Here is a 16,250-nt window from a genome sequence, read left to right as displayed (position 1 = left end):
AATAGTAGGAGAGTATAATAAAATGACAATTGCAATTATTGTAATTATTGCTGTTCTTGTCCTTGTTGGGCTTTTTGTTTGGAGCCAATACAACGCACTTGTGCGGCTTAATGAAAGAGTTGAAGAAGCTTGGAGTGATATTGCTGTTCAGCTAAAATATCGAGCAGATTTAATCCCAAATCTTGTTGAGACTGTAAAAGGTTATGCAGCTCATGAGAAAGAAGTTTTCGAAAATGTAAGTAGCGCACGAGCTGGGTTGATAGGTGCTGGAAACAATGTTTCTGACGCTGCTAAAGCTGAAGGTGAACTTTCACAAGCGCTTGGCCGCTTGTTTGCTGTTGCTGAAAACTACCCTGAACTAAAGGCTAATGAGGGCTTTATACGTTTTCAACAACAACAGCAAGAAATTGAAGATAAAATTCAAGGTGCACGCCGATTTTATAATGGTGGCGTTCGAGACCTTAATATTAAGATTAAAGTATTCCCAACTAATATTTTTGCTAAAAAATTAGGTTTCGAAAAGAGGGAATTCTTCGAAGTGGAAGATAGAAAAGTAGTTGAATCTGCGCCTCAAGTAAAATTCTAATTTATTTTTTAGAGGTTTTATTAAATATGTATAGCTCAATTTCTCAGAATAAGCGTAATACTGTGATTATTTTCTCATTATTTATTGCGATTATTTCTGGGATTGGGCTATATTTTTCTTATGTCTATAACGATTTAACAATTTTTATTTTTACATTAATTTTTGCTATTTTTTATGCATTATTTCAATATAAGATTTCGACAGCAATTACTTTAAAAATGAATGGTGCTGAGCCGATCTCAAAAAAAGACGCTCCTGAATTTTATTCAATAGTTGAATCATTGTCTATTACTGCTGGTTTACCCATGCCAAAGCTTTATATTCTTAATGATTCTTCGATGAATGCTTTTGCGGCTGGAACTAATCCTGAGAATTCTGTGATCTGTGTAACAACAGGGCTTCTTGAAAATATGGATAAGGTTGAAATTGAAGGTGTGATGGCTCATGAAATTTCACATATTAAGAATTATGATATTCGAGTTTCAATGGCGGCGGTTGCTTTAACCGCTGTTATTGGGATGCTTTCCGATATTGTTTTAAGGTTTATTTTTCTAAATGACGACGATGATGATTCGAAAAATCCAATCACTTTAATCTTGGGATTATTTTTTGTTTTAATTTCGCCGCTTTTAGCTACAATAACGAGACTTGCAATTTCTCGTCAGCGTGAATTTTTGGCTGACGCGACTGCTGTTTCATTAACTAGGTATCCAGATGGTTTAATTAGCGCTCTTGAAAAGTTGAAAAATAACAAGCCTCTAAAAAGACAAAACTCAACAACGGCAAGCTTATTTATTTCCAATCCTATGAAACAGGGCTTTTTTCAGAGATTATTTTCAACACATCCACCTTTAGATGACAGAATTAGCAGATTGAAAGAAAATAGCACGAGGTTTTAATGTTTAGAAAGAAAATATTAAGTTCGAATGAAGAACAAATCAGTTTAGTTTATTTTTGGTATATAAGAATTAGAATTTATTTACGAAAAAATATATTGGAAAGGTTTAGAAAGTTTAAAGCGCGCAGGCCACATAGAAGCTTTAAAATTTCAAGAAAAATAGATTATGTTCGACCCTTAAAAATCGGGGGCTATTGGAATTTGTTAGGTCTTGTTTTTAAGCTTATTCGGGATAACAAAAAGATTTTTCGAAATCTTGTTTTAGTCTCAGCTTTAGCTGGTATTGTTTTCATTGGGCTAATGGACCAAAATTTTGTTTCGAGCTTGCAAGCTGTTGTTGATACTACTAACGGTGGAAATTTCGAAGGCTTTTTTGGTGAAATTGGCAAAGCCGGGTTGATCATGGCAGCAACGTTTAATAGTGGTGGCTTGGTGCAATCACCAAGTGAAATTCAACAGATGATGTTTGCCATAATAGTGCTATTTATTTGGCTCGCGACAGTTCAGATTTGTAGAAATATTTTAAGTGGAAAAAAGAACCTAAATTTAAGAGATGCTTTATATTCTTGTGGAGCTCCTATTATCCCAATGACGGTTATTGCTATTGTAATATTAATGCAATTAGTTCCTGTATTTATTGCAACGATTGTTGGTGCGGCTGCGAAAACAACAAGTTTTTTATCGAGCGGAATAGAACAAGCTGTATTTTTTAGTGCAATACTATTGCTATTCTCACTCTCAGCTTTTTGGGTTATGGGCTCAATTTTCGCAATGATTATTGTCACAATTCCAGGAACCTATCCACTACAGGCTCTAAAAATTGCTGGTGATATGGTTTCTCAAAGGAGGCTTGCAATATTGAAGAGAATTCTATTTTTAATATTTATACTTGCTTTAATTTGGTCGATTATAATAATTCCAATAATTATGCTGATGAATTGGCTTATTTCAATTAATGGATTCTTTGTCAATATTCCGATCGTACCTATATCGATGCTCCTAATGAGTTGTTTTTCTTGTGTTTTAAGTTCGGTTTATATTTACGTTTTATATCGAAGGATTGTTGATGGGGACAGATAAAAATACTCGATATAAAGATTTGCTAGAGATTTTGAATCGTTATTCTTTCGAATATCACACTCTTGATAATCCAAGTGTTCCAGATTCAGTTTATGATTCACTTTTTTCTGAGCTTAAGAAAATTGAGGCTGAAAACCCAGAAATAATATCAAAAAACTCACCAACACAAAGAGTTGGAAATACGGTTAAGGGTGGGTTTATTAAGGTTTCTCACGCTAGTAGAATGCTAAGTTTAAATGATATTTTTAGTAGTAAAGAAATTTTTGATTGGTTTGAGAGAATTAAAAAACTTGAACCAAATATTGAAGAGGATTTTTTTGCAGATATTAAAATGGATGGTTTAGCTTGTTCTCTTATTTTTGAGAATGGTGAATTTGTGAGAGCTGTTACTCGAGGTGATTCTTTTGTTGGTGAAGATGTTTCAAGCAATATTAGAACAATTAAAAATATTCCGCTTTTTTTACAGGCAAGTGGTAAATTTGAAAATTTTAAAAATGGAAGAACTGAGGTTCGCGGCGAGATTGTTATTTTGAAGGAAGATTTCGAAAAGATAAATCTTGTTCGAAAAGAGCATGGTGAACCAGAATTTGCTAATCCACGAAATCTGGCCGCAGGTACAATTCGCCAGCTTGATCCTTCAATTGCGGCTTCTCGACCTCTACATTTTCGAGCTTATGATCTAATTCGTGAAAATCCACAAGATATCCCTACTAACCAGTTCGCTTATGAAGCATTAAAAAATCTTGGTTTTACGATAAATGAGCAAGCTTCAAAAATTAACGGTTTAAAAAAAGTTATTGAGTTTATTGATTTTTGGAGTGAAAAGAGAAAAGAATTACCATTTAATACTGATGGGCTAGTTGTAAAAATTAATAATCGTGAGCATTTTTCGAAACTTGGAATTGTTGGAAAGCAGCCTCGTGCAGCAATTGCTTTTAAGTATTCCCCTGAAGAAGTTACGGCGGTGATTTCGGACATAGTTATTTCTATTGGGCGAACTGGTATTGCAACTCCTGTTGCAGTCTTTTCACCGGTTCAACTTGCTGGAACAACTGTTCGGCATGCAAGTTTACACAATGCTGATGAAATTAAGCGACTCGATGTGCGGATTGGTGATACGGCAGTAGTTTTTAAAGCTGGCGATATTATTCCAAAAATCTTACGGATTTTGCCGGAGCTTCGACCAGAAAATGCTAAAGTTTTCGATTTTAAAAAAGAGCTCGAGAAACAGTTCCCAGATATCGAGTTTTACCGACCAAATGGTGAGGTTGCATATCGTGCAAAAGGTTTAAATTCGAGCTTAATTTTGAAAAAAACGGTCACCTTTTATGCTTCGAAAGCAGGTTTGGATATTAAAAATCTTGGTGAAAAAAATGTTGATTTGTTGGTTGAGAAAGGGTTAATCCAAGATTTGGCTGATATTTATAATCTTCAAAAAAGTGATTTGTTAAACCTTGAACGCTTTGGAGAAACTTCAGTTAATAATCTTTTAGGAGCTATTGAGTCTTCGAAAAGTCCAGAACTCTCAAAATTTATCTCAGCTCTTGGAATTAGACATATCGGTGGCGAAACAGCAAAGCTTTTGGCGGAGAGATTTAATAAATTTGAAAATATTTGTAATGCAACGCTTGAAGAACTTCTTGAAATTGATGGTATTGGTAAGAAAGTTGCTGAAAGTATTTTAGCATATTTTAATGATGATGAAAATTTGCGAGTTTTAACAAAAATGTTTAATCTTGGCGTGAAAGTGCAAAATTTTGCAAAAAATGAAGGGATCTTAAGTGGTAAAAATTTTGTAATTACCGGAACGCTAAAAACAATGGCGCGTGAAAAAGCTGCAGAAAAAATTGAAGAGTTGGGTGGAAAATTCCAAAAAACAATTTCGAAAACTACAGATTTTTTGGTAATTGGCGAAAAAGTTGGTGCAACAAAAATTTCGAAGGCCGAAAAACTAGGTGTAAAAGTTATGGATGAAGATGAATTCTTGAAAGAAATAAATGCAAACTAAAATTATTGCAGCGTATCCTTGTTTGGGCAAAACTACTCTTTCAAAAATATCTAAAAAGCGATTTTTAGATATGGAATTTAACGAAAGTAGTAAAACTAAAATGATGAATGAAGCTGAAAGATCTCATTTTTTTGATTTTTGTGTACAGAAAATTGAAGAAGAATATTATTCGGGTAATTTCGAAATTATATTTATTAGTGAAGACGATGAGATTTTAAAGCGACTACTTTCAAAAAAGATTAGTTTTATACTTATTTTACCAAATATTTTTAAAAAAAGAGTGATGCAAGAGTATAAAAGGCGTGTTGTATGTCGTTCTGGTAAAAGTTGGTGGAATAGTGTTATTGAGCCGGAAATTAGCAATCTTCAAAACAGAATTGAATTTTACAAAAATAATGAGCTAGTTGAGGTTTATTTAACTGATGAGAATGAATATATTTGCGATAAGATTGCTTTATGGTGATTTTTTGATTTTTTATACTATTTTTGGTATAATCTAGATAGTATGAAAAGATATAATCCGATTGAAATTGAAGAAAAGTGGCAAAAAAAATGGGATGAATCAAAGCTTTATGAGGTTGAAGCAGATTCTTCGAAACAGAAAATGTATATTTCGGGAATGTTTCCGTATCCAAGTGGAGCAGGGCTTCACACAGGCCATGCAAGGAGCTATACGATTGTTGATTCGATCGCGCGTTTTTATCGCCAGCAGGGTAAAAATGTTTTAAACCCAATCGGTTGGGATACTTTTGGTTTGCCGGCTGAAAATTATGCAATTAAAACTGGAATATCTCCACAAGAAGCCACAAAAACTAATATCGAAAATTTTAAAAAACAGTTTAAACGACTTGGAATTTCAATCGATTGGTCGCGAGAAATTAACACTTCAAATCCAGAATATTACAAATGGACACAGTGGATTTTTCGCGAAATGTATAAAAAAGGTCTAGCTTACCGTAAAGAAAGCTATCAGTGGTGGTGTGATAATGATAAAACAGTTCTCGCAAATGAGCAGGTTGAAAATGGCCGATGCTGGCGTTGTGGTGAAGAAGTTTCGAAAAAACAAATGACTCAGTGGTTCTTTAAAATTACTGCATATGCTGACGAACTTTTGGCTGATATTGACGAATTAGATTGGCCAGAAAAGATTAAAACGATGCAGCGAAATTGGATTGGAAAATCTGAGGGTGCTGAGATTGAATTTGAAATTGCTGACGGAAATGCAAAAGGTGAAAAAATTAAAGTTTTTACAACTCGACCAGATACTATTTTTGGCGTGGCATTTTTAACTATTGCACCAGAACATGAATTGCTCGAAAAACTCTCTACTGATTTAACTAGAGAAAAACTTGAAGAATATAAGAAAAAATCACTTAAAAAATCTGAAATTGAGCGCCAAGAAAATAAAGAAAAGACAGGAATTTTTACTGGAAGTTATGCAATAAATCCAGCGAATGGTAAGAAAATCCCAATTTGGGTGAGTGATTATGTGCTTGGAGGCTATGGTGAAGGGGCTGTTATGGCGGTTCCTGCTCATGATGAGCGAGATTTTGAATTTGCTAAAAAATTTGATTTGGATATTATAAAAGTTGTTGAGAAGCCTGAGAGTATGGCGGATGATGATTCTTGCTATCATGGAGAAGGAGTTATGGTTAACTCTGGTGAATTTAACGGTCAAAAATCAGAGGATGTTCGCGAACAGATTTTAGGCTGGCTTGAAGAATCTGGATTTGGTCGCTCGAAAACTACATATAAAATGCGAGATTGGTTGATTTCTCGGCAGCGTTATTGGGGCTGCCCCATTCCTATTGCTTATGACAAAGATGGGAAAGAGCATTTAATCCCCGAGGATCAATTGCCTGTGATGCTTCCGACTTTGAGTGATTTTAAGCCTGATGATTCTGGAAAGTCGGCCCTTGCTAAGAGTAAAGAATTCATTACAGTTGAAATTAATGGCGAGAAAATGACTCGTGAAACCGATACGATGGATGGTTATGCATGCTCAAGCTGGTATCTTTTGCGATATGCTGACCCTCGAAATTCTAAACAAGCTTGGGATCCTGAGCTTGTAAATTACTGGGCGCCGGTTGATTATTATGTTGGTGGCGACCACGCGGTTGCGCATTTACTGTATATTCGTTTTTGGACTCATGTTTTTAGAGATTTGGGACTAACTAATTTTGCTGAACCAGTTAAAAAACTCCTTTATCACGGATATATCAATGCGGAAGATGGTTCGAAAATGAGTAAATCAAAGGGGAATACTATTGATCCGCTTGAAGTCATTGACCAAGGATATGGTGCAGATTCACTTCGAACTTATGAAATGTTTATTGCTCCATATGAAGTTGACGCTTCTTGGGATTCACGAGGTATAGCTGGAGTTTATCGTTTTCTGAATCGTATTTGGGTTTTGGTTCAAGAGTTTATTGAATCTGAAAAATCTGCTGAAAATCTTTCAAATTTTGCTGAAGTCCAAAAAATCCAGCATAAAACCATCAAGAAAGTTACTGAAGATTTTCACCGCGAAAGCCTAAATACTGCGGTTGCTGCTCTGATGGAATTTGTAAATGATCTTTATAAATTGAAACTTGAAGGTTTTTCGAACGATTGGCAATTTATTTTAGAAGATTTACTTAAAATGCTTGTTCCATTTGCTCCACATATTTCAAGCGAACTCTGGCAGCAGCTTGGAAATAATGACTTTATTGAAAAATCTGGCTGGCCAAAATGGAATGAAGAGCTTTTGAAAACTGATGAAATTCAAATTATTGTTCAAGTTAATGGAAAGCTTCGCGGGAAAATTAAAGTTTCGGCAAACTCTGAAAAGGATGAAATTCTTGCTATTGCAAGAGCAGAAGATAACGTTTCAAAATTCTTGCAAGACAAGGAGATTTTGAAAGAAATTTTCATTCCGAATAAATTAATTAACTTTGTAGTTAAATAATAAAATGGAGGTTTATTCCTCCATTTTATTATTTTTGCTGAAAGTCTTCTCTATTTGCATCAACTGCAACCCAACCGTCTTTATCTATATTTATATCAATTTTAGTATTTTCGCCAGTTGACGTTTTTTCAAAATTCTCAATTCTGGTAATTAATTTTGGATTATCCCCATCTTCTAGATAAACCTCGCCCTTAGCAGTAAAATCCCTGTCTGCATTCATAATACCAATTGCTGAATGGTTTGATTCACTGAGGGTGTAATTTTCAGGGTTTTTGTAATATTCGCCAGTTGAGCTTCTTATAGCGTCTCCTTTTTGTAGATGGATTACGCCGCCATTATCTGAAATTTTTTTAAATTTTGAAAAATCCATTTCAGAGTTGTCTAAACCTTTAGTTTGGCTTTTTTGGAAAATCTCTGGCGGGTGGTTTTCTTGATAATTTTTATAAGTATCGTGGCCAAACCAACCACCAAGCGCTCCGGCGAGCATCGCTAAAGTGCCAAATTGCTTTAACTTTTTTCTACTAATTTTTACTATTTCATTATTTTGAATTTGATTTTTTTTGTTTTCATAATTTTTCATAATGATTTTATTATAGCATAAAAACAATAAAAAGTCAATAATAGATTCATAAAAAGCTTGCTTTATCTTTAAAATTAAGGTATAATTGATGTTGAAGGAAAATAATAAACCTAAGGAGAAACTTTAAATGGCACAGCCAAAGAAACAGAGTAGTCCTCGAAAGACTGGTTTGCGACGCAGCCACTTACGATTGGATTTAGCTCGTCGAGTTAATAAAAAATCACCAGTGAAAGTTTACACAACTAAAAAACAATCTGGTAAAGCTCTAAACAAGCAACTCGAAGAAAACAAAACGCTAGCTGCTTAATTTGCTGGCGTTTTAATTTTTATTTGACAAAAAATAATAATATTTTAATATAGGAAAGAACCTTACGTAAAAATGGCATCAAATAGACATTTAGGAAGGATTGTTGTTCTTCAAACACTTTATGAATATGAATTTCGCTCTCAGGCGCAAGATAAAACTGTTGACTTGGCTGAGATTATTTTTCGAAATATGAAGCAATATGAGGAAGCGATTGGAGATAAGCAATTCGTTCAAGATTTATTAAACGGGATTATTGAAAGACAGGTTGAACTGGATACGAAACTTCAGCCAATGGCACCAGAATGGCCAATTTCACAGATTGCGCGAATTGACCGTAATGTTTTAAGAATGGGGCTTTATGAATTGCTTTATTCTCGGGAAACGGTTCCACCAAAAGTGGCTATAAATGAAGCAGTTGAGCTTGCTAAAGCGTTTGGTTCCGATAATTCAAGTAAGTTTATTAACGGCGTATTAGGAACGGCGTATAAGCTTTTTGTGGAGGAACAAAATGGCGAACAAGAAGGTTGAACATTTTCGAAAATATTTTCATAGAACACGCCGATCTTCAATTCAGGAAATTGTTCGTGAACCGACCGCTGGTGGCGTAATTTTTCGTCGTAATCAAAAAAATGAAGTTGAAATTTTGCTGATTCAAGACTCGAAAGACCGCTGGACGATTCCGAAAGGTCATATCGAAGAAGGAGAAACAGCTCAAGAAACTGCTAAGCGTGAAATTGGGGAAGAAGCGGGTCTTCATGATGTAAAAATTATTGGCTGGCTTGGCAAAATAAATTTTCGATATAGGCGAATCGATAAGCTTGTTTTAATGACAACTCAAGTTTTTTTAGTTAAAGCACTTGGTAATACTGATGCGATCCAAAAAGAAGATTGGATGAATGGTATTAGATGGTTTAGTTTTTCTGATGCATTGGATGAGATTGAATATGAAGATATCGGTAAGCTAATTTTGCTTGCGATGAAAAAAATTAGACAGGAGAACTTATAATGAGTGGAATTTTATTGGCGCCTTATCATGAATGGGCGAAAGAGAAACTTGGCTATGATTTCGAAAATATTGATTTATTAGTGACTGCATTAACACATCGAAGCTATTTAAATGAACATAAAAAATCAGCAAGTGAACATAATGAACGACTTGAATTTTTGGGCGATGCGGTTTTAGAGCTCGTTACTACTGATTTTCTATTTTCGAACTATGATAAACCTGAGGGAATTTTAACAGCTTGGCGTTCAGCGTTGGTTAGAACTGAAAGTATTGGTGCGGCTGGCGAAAGACTCGGTTATGAAAAACTAATTCGGATGAGCCGTGGTGAAAAACAAGGCTCTGCAAGGGCTCGCCAGCAGATTTTGGCAAATGCTTTCGAAGCAACTACGGGTGCTATTTATCTTGATAAGGGTTACGAAGCTGCAAAAAAATATATCACAGATAATATTTTGAGTACTCTGCCGCAAATTTTAGAGGAAGAATCTTGGCGTGATCCAAAGAGTTATCTACAAGAGATTTCACAAGCAAGAGATGGTTTTACTCCAATTTATAAAGTTCTTAAAGAGGATGGTCCAGATCACGATAAGAATTTCACTCTTGGTGTTTTTGTTGGTGATAAAAAAATGGGTGAAGGTGAAGGACCAAGTAAACAAACTGCTCAACAAGAAGCAGCTCGAGAGGCAATTCGAAAATATAAGAATAACGAAAAGAGATAAGTTGTGAATAATTTCGAAAGCAATTTTGGTAAAAATGAACTTCTTGATACAAGGGAGATTTTTAAAGAGTCGGAGCCGAAAATCATTTCAACATTTACTCCAGAAAATGCAAATGAAGCAAAGTCTGAATTTCTTGAAAATGATAATCTTTCTCACCCAAATAATGAATATGAAAAGTTAAATAGTAGTGAAATTGAAAATCTTTACCAAAATATTTCGAATGCAATTTTAGTGGTTGAAAACGATAATTCACTTGGTGAGATCGAGCGAGAAATGTACAATACTCAACTCGAAACAAGAATTAAAACTGTTAAAATGCTCGAAGCGGCCTGTAATTTTCGAAAAGCTGAAAGTTTAGCAGACAAACAAAAAGCTCAAGAAGAATTCATGAAAAACAATATTGAAGTTTATGGTGAGCCAGACTTTGAGATATTCCATTCTCTACTTTCAGATAAAATTACAAAAATTGATACTTTGAAGCTTGATGACAAAGGTGAAAAAATCCGTTCAGAGTTTTATGAACTAATCAAAAAGGATGAAATTTTAAATCAAAACATAGAAAGATTTAAGCCGAGCGATGAAGTTTTTCACAATTTTGGTGAGATTATTAAAGACTTATATTCAAAACAATTAGAACTTATTCCGAAAAAAGATGATGATAGATATTTAGCGGATGAGATTTTTGAAGTTTTCGAAAATATTTTGAAAGGTTTTGAAAAAGATGGATTTTCGAAATTTAATGTTGAATGGGAAGATTCTGGTGCGATTGCGGTTTCGGCAAAAGATAAGAAAATTTTTATTCCCAAAAATCGAAAACCAGTTTCAAAAAAAGAGCTTGAAGGTTTGGTTGTGCACGAAATTGGAACGCACTATATGCGTGCTCAAATGGGTGAGGCTTATAATAATCAAGCTTTAAGGACTGGGCTTGATGGATATATGAACACTGAAGAAGGAATCGCTCGTGCTATGGAAATGGCCGTAAAAGGCGATTATCAAGAAGCGGGTGTTCAACATTATTTGACGGCAGGCTTTGCTTATTTTAATAATATGAATTTTCGTAAAGCTTTCGAAGCTAATTGGAGAATGGGTATTTTAGACGGCAAAAATAATTTTTCGGAAGAGAATATCGATAAAAAACGTCAAATTGCTTATAGAAATACACAGAGGATTTTTCGTGGAACTGATGAGTTACCTTGGTTTAAAGATCTGAGCTATTTTAATGGTGGCCAAGAGATTTGGAAATATATTGAAGAAAATATTGATTCACCGACATTGATTGATGATTTTTTGCTTGGCGGGAAGAATAATATACATAATTTAGACCAGCAAAGGCAGATCTATGAACTTAAAGTTGGTAAGAAATAATTTGACAAAAATTAGATAACGTGGTAAAATTTAGATAATTTTAAATAATAAATTCAGCAAGGAGTGATTCTTTTATGGAAGAAAAAGTGATTTTTGGAACTTTTGAAGATGTGACTTTCACTGATGTTTCAGGAGAAAAGATCTCGGAAGTTAAAACTATCGCCAAAATTGATACAGGAGCTTTTTCAGGAGTTGTTCATGCTGAAAAAATTTTCGAAAAAGATGGTATTTTAAGTTTTGATCTATTCGGTGATGAAAAACTTCATTTTGAAACGCAAGATTTTAGGTTTCGAAATGTTCGAAACACTCATGGTGGTGTGAAAAAGCGTTTTTTGGTGAAATTTGGAATTTTGATTGAGGGCAAAAGATTTGAAGCGTTATTTGGGTTAGACAACCGTTCGGAAATGAAATTTGAAATGCTGATTGGCCGCGCATTTTTGATTAAAAATAATGTTTTGGTTGATTCGTGCCAAAAAATTAATCTTGATGAAGAATGGGAACAGATGGGAGAAAAACAATAATGAGAATTGCAATTTTATCAAATGGGCCGGGAAATTATTCAACAAAACGTTTGCGAGAAGAGGCAGAAAGTCGCGGGCATGAAGTTGAGGTTATTGCCTATGGAAAATGTTATGTTTCGATTGATGAAAAAAATCCAAAAGTGATGTATGATGGTGAGAATATTGGTAAATTTGACGCCTTTATTCCGCGAATTGCTAGTCATATGACCGAATATGGAACGTCTGTTGTTCGTCAACTTGAGGCGGCGTATCCACGAGCATTTTTTATGAATCGTTCGATCGCAATTATGCGTGCGCGAGATAAGTTGCGTTCAACTCAAATTATGGCAAAATATGGTGTTTCGATCCCAAAAACGGTGTTTTCTCGAAATTCGAATGATATTGATGATCTTTTGGAAGAAATTGGTGGAACACCCGCAATTATTAAGCTTGCTCGTGGAACGCACGGCAATGGTGTGGTTTTAGCGGAAACTAAAAAGGCTGCAAAATCAGTGCTTCAAGCGTTCTATTTGACAAATTCTGATGGAACTAACGTACTTCTTCAAGAATTTATTAAAGAGTCGGCAGGAACGGATATTCGCGCTTTCGTGGTTGGATCTCAAGTGGTGGCAAGTATGAAACGTCAAAGTTTGGATGATGATTTTCGTTCAAATTTGCATAAAGGTGGATTAGGTGAGCCGATTAAACTTACACCTGAAGAAAAGCGAATGGCAGTTCGGGCAGCAAAAGCAATGGGCTTGACTATCGCTGGTGTTGATCTAATGCGTTCAGCACGTGGTCCGTTGGTTCTGGAGGTTAATGCGAGCCCAGGATTCGGGATTGAAAAAGTTACTTATCGCGATGTTGCAGGTAAAATTATTGATTATATTGAGCGAAATGCAAAACGCGGCAATAAAAAAGATAAAATTGGAGCATAAAAGAAAAAAGCGCAATCTATTTTGCGCTTTTGAAGTTGATTTTTATTTCGAAATTCTCACCATTTTTATGGATTTTAACACTTTCGAAATAAATTTTATCTCTTTTTGAAATTTCCTTGAGATTTACTTCTGCTTTCTTAGCTTCATTCTCGTTTGAGAACTCCAAAGTCGCAGAATTATTTACGATTTTTTGCAAAATTTTAGTTTTAAGTGAAGCTAATTCTTCTCTATGAACGCCTTCTATTATAGGACTAAATATAAAAAACCAAATTGCAATAAGAAAAAGCAAGCTACAGAAGATAAGGGCTATATATTCACCACTATATCTTTTCCAATCAAGCTTGATTTCTGCCCATTTTTCTTTCGAAATCATGTTACACCTCCAAATAAATGTACTAAACTTTCAAGATTATACCATGATTTTAATAAAAAGTCAATGATCGTAAATAACCCTTGATTTTTTTTATAAAATTTGTTAAAATGAGAAAGCTATAAAAGTTAATAAAAGGGAAATAATCTAAATGCTAGCAATCAGATTACAGCGATTAGGTCGCAAAGGTTATCCTGTTTATCGCGTAGCGGTTCAGGAAGCGCATCGGCATCCGTCGAGTGGGCGCGTAGTTAGCTATGTTGGTTCATATAACCCACATACAAAAGAAGCCAAGATCGAAAAAGAATTGGCTGAAAAATATCTTTATAATGGTGCTCAACCAACTCCACGAGTTGTAAAACTTTTGGAAGAAGCAGGAATTGAAATGCCAAAATGGGTTAAAAAACCTGCACAAAAAACTCGTGCAATCAAAAACGCCGAAAAGCTTCGCCGTAACCAACCAAAAGAAGAAGTTTTAGAAGAAGCTTAAAACTAAAAAATCACTTTTCATTTCGAAAGGTGATTTTATTTTTCGAAAAAGAAAAGCCAGCGTTTGCTGACTTATACTAACGATTAACATGAATGACTGTTTGACTGTCATTCTTTTCTAGATCGTAGCTCAGACCTATACTGTTAAGAACTGCTATATAATCTTCCAGTTCGTTATTTTTAACTGTAATTAAATCACCTTTCTTAACAAGCTCTGCTTTGATTTGATTTCTTTGCTCTTCTTTTTGTAGCTCGGGCAAATTTTGAAATTTAGCCCAGAAAGAGACTAGGGCTAATATGGCGCACATATATATACAAAAAGTAAAGAATGTAGCAGCATCGTCTTTATGTTTTTCATTCATAAGAATGTACCTCCAAAATAGAATATATAAATAATAACACTTTTGGTTTATTTTGTCAATTATTTGATAAAAATTTGAAAATTTGATAAAATATAAACATAAGAATAATCTAAAAGGAAAAGTGGTGGAAAATTATTTCGAAAAAATTAACCGACGGCGAGTCGGCCAAAATATTGAAGATGTTAGTGAATTCTATGAGGCGATTGAGCGTGCGAATTTAACTAAAAAATTATCTCCTGAACGCCCTTATGTTTATTTTACAATGGAAGTTTACGACAAAAGTAACGGTATTAAAGGTGGTGGTGGCTTGGGTGTTTTGGCGGCTGATACTCGGCGAGTGGCTGAAAAGCTTGAAATCCCATTTGTTTGTGTAACGCCGTTTTACCGAAGAGAGCTTCATCAATCAATTCATAATCTCGACCAAAGAGAAGAATTTATTTCGGTTAATCCAGGAGATTTCGGCTTTGAATATCTTGATGATGTTGAAATTTACACTGAAAATATGCCACCAGCCCGCCTAAATATTTTTCAAAAAATTCTTGGCTCAACACGATTTTTGACAATGGGTGAGAGTAATTTTGGTGAGCTTTATGCTGGAGATGGCTCTGGCGACCACAGACTTTATCAAGAAGTCTCACTCGGTTTCGGTGGCTATAAAGCGCTGAAGATGGTTGGGTTAAAGCCTTCAGTTATTCAATTAAATGAAACCGCCACGATTTTTGCAGCCGTTGCTCGGCTTGATGAGCTCGTTCGAAATGGAATGAATCTTTACGAGGCGATTGTTTATGTCCGAAAACACACACTTTATACAAATCACACTTTAGTTCAAGCAGCAGAAAGTGAATTTTCTTTTGACCAATTTAACCGAATTGTAATGCCAAACATCGAATCTTCAGCTTTGAAGACCTGGATTTTTGGGCTTTTTCGAAATGATAGGTTGAAGCTTTCAACGCTTACAATCGAACTCGCTGAAGCAAAAAATGGTGTTTCGCGGCTTCACGCAAATGTTGCAGATTATCATGATATTAATGGTGATAAAATTAAATTTAAAGCTATAACAAATGGAATTGATTTACCAACTTGGGTTTTGCCTGAGATTTTAGAAGATTTTCGAAATAAAGATATTTTTGATAAATTTGACTTACCAACAGAGAATTATAAAGAAAATTTAGCAAAAATTAGTGCAAAAGATATTCGAGATTTTCGAAAGATTGGTCGAAGAAAACTAAACCAGATTTTAGCTCATAGAAAAGATCAATATGGCCATGCGGTACAAATCCCTGAAAATGCGATGCTTTTTGATTTTAAACGGCGATTCGTATCTTATAAACGCCCTTGGATGCCTTTTGAAAACATGGAAGAGCTTCGCCGAATTTTGCGAGAAAATAACGCTCATTATATTTTGGCAGGAAAAGTTCATCAAGGCGATACTGAAATGCGAGCTACTTTAAATTCTGTACTTTCAAAAATTGAATCAGATGATTTCTTGCGTGAAAGAGTTCATTTTATTCAAGATTATGATGAAGAATTAGGCTTAGCCTTGGCTGTTGGTTCAGATGTTTCGATAAATGTGCCGATTGTTGGGCTAGAAGCTTGCGGAACTTCGTTTATGAAAGATTTAGCAAATCTTAAAATGCTAATTTCAACGGCTGATGGTGGTGTTGCGGATATTTCGCCGGCACCTTGTTTAGAAGTTAGTGGCGCAAATTATAATGACGAATTGAAGTCTTTGTATCTTCAAATGAATCGGGCTGGGCAGATTTTTAAAGATGATTATTTGCTTGAAAAACAAATTCGAAAACAGCTAAAAGGCTATGTTCCTGTGGTCTCTGGCTCTCGAATGATGAAAGATTATTTGCGACTTATTTTTGGAAAATAATAATTTTTAAAACCCGCGAAGATGCGGGTTTTTAGTTATTTTTGTGCTACTCTATTCTATAATGGACAAGATGGGGGGCATATCATTTTTATTAATTCTTACAAGCCTCTTGAGTGAGATTTTCGCACCCTCTTCTACGGTGGACGCACACTCTGAAGCTTTAAGCGGAAATTTTCCCCGATAAGATATTACTCCTTCAAGAATAGCGCATTTTTGTTC

18 protein-coding genes are annotated in these 16,250 nt (G+C 34.8%); 15 read left to right on the top strand and 3 right to left on the bottom strand.

The window, feature by feature from the left end:
• The first annotated feature begins 22 nt into the window (after positions 1–22).
• The 6 genes from HXL38_002440 to leuS are packed head-to-tail and all read left to right on the top strand — an operon-like array spanning position 23 to position 7,519.
• Positions 23–586, top strand: coding sequence for a LemA family protein (locus tag HXL38_002440; GenBank protein QWB90829.1), 564 nt, complete (start codon positions 23–25; stop codon positions 584–586).
• Positions 587–612: 26 nt separating this feature from the next.
• The gene (locus HXL38_002435) at positions 613–1,485 is read left to right on the top strand and encodes a M48 family metalloprotease (GenBank protein ID QWB90828.1); all 873 of its coding nucleotides are present in this window, start codon (positions 613–615) and stop codon (positions 1,483–1,485) included.
• Positions 1,485–2,564, top strand: a complete 1,080-nt coding sequence (locus HXL38_002430; protein ID QWB90827.1) for a hypothetical protein — start codon at positions 1,485–1,487, stop codon at positions 2,562–2,564. Before HXL38_002435 ends, HXL38_002430 begins: the two co-directional genes overlap by 1 nt.
• Entirely contained in the window at positions 2,551–4,572 is a 2,022-nt protein-coding gene (ligA, locus tag HXL38_002425) for an NAD-dependent DNA ligase LigA (GenBank protein ID QWB90826.1), read from the top strand. The genes HXL38_002430 and ligA overlap by 14 nt, the downstream gene beginning before the upstream one ends.
• A complete protein-coding gene (locus HXL38_002420; GenBank protein QWB90825.1) occupies positions 4,562–5,035 on the top strand; it encodes a hypothetical protein in 474 nt (157 codons plus the stop codon). Before ligA ends, HXL38_002420 begins: the two co-directional genes overlap by 11 nt.
• Before the next feature lie 42 nt (positions 5,036–5,077).
• Positions 5,078–7,519, top strand: coding sequence for a leucine--tRNA ligase (gene leuS / locus HXL38_002415; protein QWB90824.1), 2,442 nt, complete (start codon positions 5,078–5,080; stop codon positions 7,517–7,519).
• A gap of 28 nt (positions 7,520–7,547) precedes the next feature.
• Here leuS and HXL38_002410 read toward each other — a convergent pair whose 3' ends face one another.
• Positions 7,548–8,099, bottom strand: coding sequence for a hypothetical protein (locus HXL38_002410; protein QWB90823.1), 552 nt, complete (start codon positions 8,097–8,099; stop codon positions 7,548–7,550).
• 127 nt (positions 8,100–8,226) lie between these two features.
• Here HXL38_002410 and HXL38_002405 point away from each other — a divergent pair, with 127 nt between their 5' ends.
• From HXL38_002405 to HXL38_002375, 7 genes are all read left to right on the top strand, one after another.
• Positions 8,227–8,406 carry a hypothetical protein gene (locus HXL38_002405; GenBank protein QWB90822.1) on the top strand — a complete coding sequence of 60 codons (180 nt, stop codon included), beginning with the start codon at positions 8,227–8,229 and terminating at the stop codon, positions 8,404–8,406.
• Between the two features lie 72 nt (positions 8,407–8,478).
• Positions 8,479–8,934, top strand: coding sequence for a transcription antitermination factor NusB (nusB, locus tag HXL38_002400; protein ID QWB90821.1), 456 nt, complete (start codon positions 8,479–8,481; stop codon positions 8,932–8,934).
• A complete protein-coding gene (locus HXL38_002395; protein ID QWB90820.1) occupies positions 8,915–9,412 on the top strand; it encodes an NUDIX domain-containing protein in 498 nt (165 codons plus the stop codon). The genes nusB and HXL38_002395 overlap by 20 nt, the downstream gene beginning before the upstream one ends.
• Positions 9,412–10,128 (top strand): ribonuclease III, encoded by a 717-nt coding sequence (gene rnc, locus HXL38_002390; protein QWB90819.1) that lies wholly within the window; start codon positions 9,412–9,414, stop codon positions 10,126–10,128. Before HXL38_002395 ends, rnc begins: the two co-directional genes overlap by 1 nt.
• A gap of 3 nt (positions 10,129–10,131) precedes the next feature.
• On the top strand, positions 10,132–11,493 hold the full coding sequence (locus HXL38_002385; GenBank protein QWB90818.1) for a flavohemoglobin expression-modulating QEGLA motif protein: 1,362 nt from the start codon (positions 10,132–10,134) through the stop codon (positions 11,491–11,493).
• A 74-nt stretch (positions 11,494–11,567) separates the two neighbouring features.
• Entirely contained in the window at positions 11,568–12,014 is a 447-nt protein-coding gene (locus HXL38_002380) for a RimK/LysX family protein (protein QWB90817.1), read from the top strand.
• Positions 12,014–12,931, top strand: a complete 918-nt coding sequence (locus HXL38_002375) for a RimK family alpha-L-glutamate ligase (GenBank protein QWB90816.1) — start codon at positions 12,014–12,016, stop codon at positions 12,929–12,931. The genes HXL38_002380 and HXL38_002375 overlap by 1 nt, the downstream gene beginning before the upstream one ends.
• A gap of 16 nt (positions 12,932–12,947) precedes the next feature.
• Here the strand turns inward: HXL38_002375 and HXL38_002370 are convergent, their stop codons facing one another.
• Positions 12,948–13,304, bottom strand: a complete 357-nt coding sequence (locus HXL38_002370; GenBank protein QWB90815.1) for a hypothetical protein — start codon at positions 13,302–13,304, stop codon at positions 12,948–12,950.
• Positions 13,305–13,452: 148 nt separating this feature from the next.
• On the opposite strand from HXL38_002370, the gene rpsP reads away from it, so the two are divergent.
• Positions 13,453–13,791 (top strand): 30S ribosomal protein S16, encoded by a 339-nt coding sequence (rpsP, locus tag HXL38_002365; protein ID QWB90814.1) that lies wholly within the window; start codon positions 13,453–13,455, stop codon positions 13,789–13,791.
• Between the two features lie 76 nt (positions 13,792–13,867).
• Here rpsP and HXL38_002360 read toward each other — a convergent pair whose 3' ends face one another.
• The gene (locus HXL38_002360) at positions 13,868–14,152 is read right to left on the bottom strand and encodes a hypothetical protein (GenBank protein QWB90813.1); all 285 of its coding nucleotides are present in this window, start codon (positions 14,150–14,152) and stop codon (positions 13,868–13,870) included.
• Between the two features lie 82 nt (positions 14,153–14,234).
• Here HXL38_002360 and HXL38_002355 point away from each other — a divergent pair, with 82 nt between their 5' ends.
• The gene (locus tag HXL38_002355) at positions 14,235–16,031 is read left to right on the top strand and encodes a glycogen/starch/alpha-glucan phosphorylase (GenBank protein QWB90812.1); all 1,797 of its coding nucleotides are present in this window, start codon (positions 14,235–14,237) and stop codon (positions 16,029–16,031) included.
• Positions 16,032–16,250: the final 219 nt, after the last annotated feature.

It is taken from the genome of Candidatus Saccharimonas sp., from assembly GCA_015256915.3.
In the GTDB taxonomy this organism is placed as follows: domain Bacteria; phylum Patescibacteriota; class Saccharimonadia; order Saccharimonadales; family Saccharimonadaceae; genus Nanogingivalis.
The sequence above is the reverse complement of the archived record's forward strand: the minus strand, read 5'-3'. Positions and strand labels throughout refer to the sequence as shown.